Consider the following 5591-nt stretch of genomic DNA (forward strand, 5'->3'; position numbering starts at 1 on the left):
ATGCCTGGCCACAACCGACCGCGCGGCATCCGCCGGCCGCCGATCCCAAGCACCGAGAGCACGCCAGTACGGCGCAATCCCAGACTGGAGCACGCCGAAGCTCTCTCACCGAAAGGTCACGATTGAACGAGACGTTCACATTGCCAGTCGAGGGTCACGGCTCGGGGCCGGGGCCTCTGGCGTGGGGGCAATCGGGGTACTTCAACTACGAGGCCAAGAACTCAAGGGAGCATCAGCGCAATAAGATGGTGATCCGGCTCCCTGGAGAGATGCACACTCCTGGCAACGATCGAACGCTATCCGCGGTGCAGTCCCTCTTGACGCGCCACGGCGTGCTCCGAACCACCTATGACGTTCGCCGGCTTGCCCCGACCAACTTCCTTAACCCGGACGAGTACGTGGTTCAAAACGTATTGAGATCGTATGCGATCCCATGCATTATTCGGCGTGACGCCACAATCGGCAGGCGCGGTGGCCTGAACCCAGCCGACGCACCGAGATCACTTGTAGATCGATTCGACTTTGCCGAGCGGCCGCCGGTTCAGCTCGAGCTCCTGCCCACGGAGGATGACACGTGGGTCGCAGCATTGGTAGTCTCGCGAATGAGTACGGACGCGGCTGGTGCCGCCGCACTCAAGCGGGATTTCGAGTTCTTCTGCAAGGGACATGATCTCGCAACCCTCCCCCCCGCAGCCCAGCCGCTCGATGTCCAAGCGCTTGAGGGGAGTTCGGCTCTGATCAGCCGTAGTGATCGTGCGCTCGCGTACTTGGAGCGGACGCTCCGCTCCGCGCCGTCGGATACCTACTTCCGTCGATCTCCACGCGTTGGCGCCGGGGCACAATCACTTACTTCGGGACGCATCTCGACCGCCCTGAGCGACATCGCCGCCTCCGCAGGCGTTGCGCGAGCGAGCGTCGCTCTCGCCCTGTTTGGCCTCCTCGAAGCCTTCGACCGCGGGTCAACGCATGGTCTAATCCGCTCGATGTTCGCGCGCCCGAGCCCATTGCCTGGGACGACCTATGCCGCTCCCAACTGCTTCACTGCCCTGATCCCGATCCACGTTGAACCGACCTCTTCCATCCTTGATTTCGTGCGCACTGCTTCTCGCTCGGCGATCATCGGATATACGCATACCCTTTACGATCCGACAGCGTACGAAAACATGGAGAGAGATGTCTCCGCAACACTGAAATGCGACGAACTGAACTCGTTCTGCTATTTTAATTACCAGTCCAGCCGCTCAACCGTACCCGACGGCATAGGGGATTCCATCGACGTTGAGGTCTGGAAAACCCCAGATATCCAGGCCCCGCCTGTCAATAGCCATGCCGTATTCGACTATGTCGAACACGGCTTCGTGGATACGATATCCGTGCGTGCCGATGGTTGGGATCGGTTCGCCGATTCGACCGATTTCCTGAGCGCATATTTTCGCCTTCTTCGGCGCGCACAGTCCGACGCCCACATGACAGTGCAATACCTTCTGGGGAACGCGATGTCCTGATTGGCGCAGTCCTCCTCAGAGCCGTTGATCGGAATGAGCGAGGGGGTATCGGGTTCGGATTTTAAAGGTCTGCCGTCCGTGGCTTCGTACGATTCGCCGCCCGACACCCCGCGAAGACTCGGCTGTTGATGACGAGCTGGTCAACGCCGACCTCAAACGCAGCCTGCCCCACACCCACCGGGACAGTGACCGGGCCGAACTCGCCGCCGAGACCCGCCGGTTCTTCCACCGCCGGCAACGCCGGCCCCACATCGTGCGCGGTTACTTCGGCAGCCGGCACGTCCGCTACGTCCTCGACGAGTGAGTGCTTTCAGCGTGGCCACTGATCGGGTGACGCCGGTCAGGTCGAGGTGAGGGCCGCAACGCACAAAGCCCCCGTGCCGTTGAGGGAGGTGTTCGACGTCTCAACCCACCGGCACAGGAGTGCTGTTGGTTCCCTATCCTGCCGCACTCGACCTCCCTCACGCCCTGGTCGAGCGGGTCACCATGCTCGTCGTCACCCGCGAGGGGGACCGCCGCTGCAAACTTCCGCCGCACCAGCGCGCGCTCGTCGCTCGGGTGTACCTGCGCCGCCACGACACCCTCACCCGGATCGCGGCCGGGTTCGGGATATCCGTCGGCACCGTCCACACCCACGTCACCAGCGTGACCGGCCTGTTCGCCGAACGAGCCCCCGGCCTGCTCAAGACGCTGCGCGAGCACGATCCGGACTTCGTCCTGCTGGACGGAACCCTCGCCGAGTGCGACCGCGTCGGCGACAGCCGGGCGGACTACTCGGCCAAGCACCGCCGGCACGGCGTGAACGTCCAGGTCCTCACCGATCCGACCGGCGAGCTGCTGTGGATCTCGCCCGCCCTGCCGGGCCGCACTCATGACCTCACCGCGCCCCGTACCCACCAGATTCCAGGTCGGCCATCTCTCAGTTCAAGAACAGGAGACGGTTGCGGACGATTCGAAGGCGATACGGGTCGCGATCCTCGATGGCCGCATGACGCAGCTTGAGTCCAAGTTCAAGGCAGATCGCCTGTCGGCCGTGAAGTACACCGCCCATCTTGGCGAGGTAGCAACGGAACGCGAGGCTCTGACCAGAGCATCGGACGCCAAGCCTGTGAAGCGATGGGTGGATGTTCAGGCTCATCTCGACGGATGTCCAGGCATGCGATGTCAGTGCCCGGCGCTGACGTACGCCGACTGGTGGGACGCTGCGACACCAGTTGAGCGGCGCGAAAAGTTGATCAGTTGGGGGGCAAGGTCTATGTCGGCGTGGGTGGGGTGAGATTTGAGTATGGCGAAGCTTTCCCGGCTCCTCTGCAGCTGACCGAGGTTCGCTTCGACGGATCTCACGGCCGGCCCGCGCCCGACATCGTCTCGGTTGTCATCGCCTCGGACGGTCGCGCGGCGGAGTTGAAGACTTACGCAGGGGAGGTCGCCACGTTCCCTCTCGACATGGGGACTCGGGCAGTAGCACTGGCTGCGTGAACTGTGGGCCAGTGCTTGAGACCGTGGGCCCGGTCTGGAGCAGCTCCGAGGACCGCTCGGCTCTGCTGGCCTCCTGTTACCGCGAATCGCTGCGGGTGGCCTCGGAGTTGGGGGCGCGCACCGTCGCCTTCCCGGCCATCTCGACCGGGATCTACGGCTGGCCCATGGACGACGGCGCGCGCATCGCCGTGCGCACGGTCCTGGAGGTGGCCGCGCCGCCCGTGACGGAGGTGCGGTTCGTGCTGTTCGACGCGCACGCGTACGCGGAGTTCGAAGAGGTGCTGGAGGCACGGGGCTGATCCCCGGGCGGGACCGGGCAGCGATCCTCCTCTGCCGGAGCGGGAGTTCCACGGTCTGCGGGAGTCAGTCGACCGGGTCGAGGAACGAGTCGAAGGGGGCCGGGAGCCGTCTCCACGCCTCGGGGCCCGCGGCGTACTCGGCGTCGGTGAGCAGACAGGACTCCAGGAGCCGGGCCAGCCCGTCCCGGTCGAGGCCGGGGGAGGTGAAGACGAGGTGCTGGCAGCGGTCGCCGTGCTCGGGATGCCAGTCGAGGGCGGCCGCCGCCCTGCGGACCGGAGGCACCAGGTCCCACGCCGCGTCCGGCAGCGAGGCCAGCCACGGTCCCGCGCTCTCCACGCAGAGCGCACCACCGGCGGCGTCCCAGGCCAGCAGGGTGTCGGGGCGGTCGGCGAGCCAGAAGCGGCCCCGGCTGCGCGCGGCCGCACAGCACAGCTCCTCCAGCGCCTGGAAGAGCCGCCCGGGATGGAACGGGCGGTGGTGGTGCCAGACGAGGGTGGCGACCCCCGCCTCGTCCGCGTCCTGCGGCAGCAGCGCGCACGCGGGGTGCTGGGCCGCGGCCGCCGACTCCACGTCGAAGCCCGCGAAGGCGAGCCGGCCCAGCTCCCCGGAACCGACCGACACCTGACGGGCCGTCGGGTGGAGCTGCGAGAGCAGCGCACGGTCCTCGTCGTGGGCCGGTCCGCCGTCGACGACGACGAGCACCGGCGCGTACTCCAGCTGCCGCGCCCAGGTGTCGCCGACCGTCCGCCGGTCCGTGGCGGCCGCCGCGAGCCCCGCGTCGGCCAGATCGTCGCCGTTGCCGAGGCAGGGCATCACGAGAGCCGGGTCGACGGCCGTCATCACACCGGTGAGTTCGAGGGCTTCGCCGCCGTGCGCGACGACGGCCTCGGCCATCGCCCTCGGTTCCACGGAGTCCCACAGTTCGACCACGGCGAGCCGGGTCCGTCCGTCGGCGGCCAGCCGTTCCAGCTCCGGCACCAGGTCCTCGCGCAACGCGCAGCAGGCGCAGTCGTCGACGAGCGGGGCCTGCCCGTAGGACAGCTCCCCCGACGCGTCGCGGACGAGGCGCCGTACGGTCCCCTCGGCGGCCTTCGACAGATCGTGGTGGAGCGCGACGCTGCCGGGGACGGTGTGCAGCAGCCGGTCCACGGCCTCCTTGCGTGCGTCGGAGTGGAGCCCGCCGACGATCACGACGGGCAACCGGCCGCTGTACCGCATCACTTCGCCCCGCTTCGGCCGTAGCGGCGCTCGAACCGCTCGACGCGGCCCGCGGTGTCCGGCACTCGTGCCGTGCCCGTGCGGAAAGGGTGGCTCGCGGAGGAGATCTCGACATCGACGACGGGGTGGGTGTTGCCGTTCTCCCGCTCGACCGCCTTCGAACCGGTCGCGGTGGAGCGGGTGAGGAAGGCGGCGCCGACCGCCTCCCTCGCCCGGAAGGCGGCGCCGGCCGCCTTGTCGCGGAAGGCGACGGGGCCGTGAGCGGGGTGGATTCCGGTCTTCATGGCGGTGTCCTTCTGGATCGGGTGGGGGAGGGTCAGCGCTCTTCGCGGAAGGCGATGTGCCTGCGGGCGACCGGGTCGTACTTGCGCAGGACCATGCGCTCGGGGTCGCTGCGGCGGTTCTTGCGGGTGGCGTAGGTGTAGCCGGTCCCCGCGGTGGAGCGGAGCTTGACGACGGGGCGTAGTTCGTTGCGTGCCATGGCTACTATATGGCAATGATTTCCATTTCCAACAAGTGGTTCGCCGCGGAGAGCAGGTAGCGCCATGTCGGCCCACTGCCAACTGACCGGCGCCCGGCCGGGCTTCGGCAACAACATCTCCCACTCGCACCGGCGCACCTCGCGCCGCTTCGACCCCAACATCCAGCGCAAGAGGTACTGGTTGCCGAGCGAGGGCCGGTACGTCCGGCTGACGCTCGCCGCCAGGGCGATCCGGACCGTCGACAGCATCGGGATCGAAGCAGCTCGCCCGCATCCGGGCCCGTGGAGGGAAGGTCTGATGGCCAGGAAGAGCAAGATCGTGAAGAACGAGCAGCGCAGGGCGACCGTCGAGCGGTACGCGGCCCGCCGCGCCGAGTTGAAGGAGATCGTCCGCCGCCCGTCCAGCACGGATGCCGAACGCCGCGCCGCCTTGGACGAGCTCCGTCGCATGCCGCGCGACGCCAGTGCGACCCGGGTACGCAACCGGGACAGTGTGGACGGACGGCCCCGCGGTCACCTGCGGAAGTTCGGGCTCTCCCGGATCCGTATGCGCGAGCAGGCCCATGCCGGATTTCTGCCGGGGGTCACCAAGTCCTCCTGGTGACGGT

At 67.5% G+C, this 5591-nt stretch carries 5 protein-coding genes and 3 pseudogenes; 5 read left to right on the forward strand and 3 right to left on the reverse strand.

The window, feature by feature from the left end; translation table 11 throughout:
* The 3 genes and pseudogenes from ACFVH0_RS35710 to ACFVH0_RS35720 all read left to right on the forward strand — a co-directional run.
* Window positions 1-1505: hypothetical protein (locus tag ACFVH0_RS35710; RefSeq protein WP_385827135.1), on the forward strand; the 1505-nt coding region annotated here is incomplete at its 5' end.
* A 429-nt stretch (window positions 1506-1934) separates the two neighbouring features.
* A pseudogene (locus ACFVH0_RS35715) lies at window positions 1935-2453 on the forward strand (transposase family protein); the annotation flags it as partial.
* A gap of 542 nt (window positions 2454-2995) precedes the next feature.
* Window positions 2996-3283 (forward strand): annotated as a pseudogene (locus ACFVH0_RS35720) (macro domain-containing protein); the annotation flags it as partial.
* Window positions 3284-3347: 64 nt separating this feature from the next.
* On the opposite strand, the gene ACFVH0_RS35725 reads toward ACFVH0_RS35720, so the two are convergent.
* Genes ACFVH0_RS35725 through rpmG form a run of 3 tightly spaced genes read right to left on the reverse strand, consistent with a single transcriptional unit; the run spans window position 3348 to window position 4983 of the window.
* Window positions 3348-4502: a CobW family GTP-binding protein gene (locus tag ACFVH0_RS35725; RefSeq protein WP_385827137.1), complete on the reverse strand. Its 1155-nt coding sequence runs from the start codon at window positions 4500-4502 to the stop codon at window positions 3348-3350.
* Window positions 4502-4786: a type B 50S ribosomal protein L31 gene (locus ACFVH0_RS35730; RefSeq protein WP_385827139.1), complete on the reverse strand. Its 285-nt coding sequence runs from the start codon at window positions 4784-4786 to the stop codon at window positions 4502-4504. Before ACFVH0_RS35730 ends, ACFVH0_RS35725 begins: the two co-directional genes overlap by 1 nt.
* Before the next feature lie 32 nt (window positions 4787-4818).
* Complete coding sequence (gene rpmG, locus ACFVH0_RS35735; protein WP_385827141.1) at window positions 4819-4983, reverse strand: 50S ribosomal protein L33; 165 nt, start codon at window positions 4981-4983, stop codon at window positions 4819-4821.
* Window positions 4984-5047: 64 nt separating this feature from the next.
* On the opposite strand from rpmG, the pseudogene rpmB reads away from it, so the two are divergent.
* Both rpmB and rpsN read left to right on the forward strand, forming a co-directional pair.
* Window positions 5048-5282: pseudogene (gene rpmB / locus ACFVH0_RS35740) on the forward strand (50S ribosomal protein L28).
* Entirely contained in the window at window positions 5282-5587 is a 306-nt protein-coding gene (gene rpsN, locus ACFVH0_RS35745) for a 30S ribosomal protein S14 (RefSeq protein ID WP_385827143.1), read from the forward strand. The pseudogene rpmB and the gene rpsN overlap by 1 nt, the downstream one beginning before the upstream one ends.
* The last annotated feature ends 4 nt before the right edge of the window (window positions 5588-5591 follow it).

This window comes from Streptomyces sp. NPDC127117, assembly GCF_042677325.1.
GTDB lineage: Bacteria > Actinomycetota > Actinomycetes > Streptomycetales > Streptomycetaceae > Streptomyces.

Coding starts and splice junctions, on each gene's coding strand:
- ACFVH0_RS35725 (WP_385827137.1), bottom strand. CDS start 4,502: ATGCGGTACAGCGGCCGGTTGCCCGTCGTGATCGTCGGCGGGCTCCAC.
- ACFVH0_RS35730 (WP_385827139.1), bottom strand. CDS start 4,786: ATGAAGACCGGAATCCACCCCGCTCACGGCCCCGTCGCCTTCCGCGAC.
- rpmG (WP_385827141.1), bottom strand. CDS start 4,983: ATGGCACGCAACGAACTACGCCCCGTCGTCAAGCTCCGCTCCACCGCG.
- rpsN (WP_385827143.1), top strand. CDS start 5,282: ATGGCCAGGAAGAGCAAGATCGTGAAGAACGAGCAGCGCAGGGCGACC.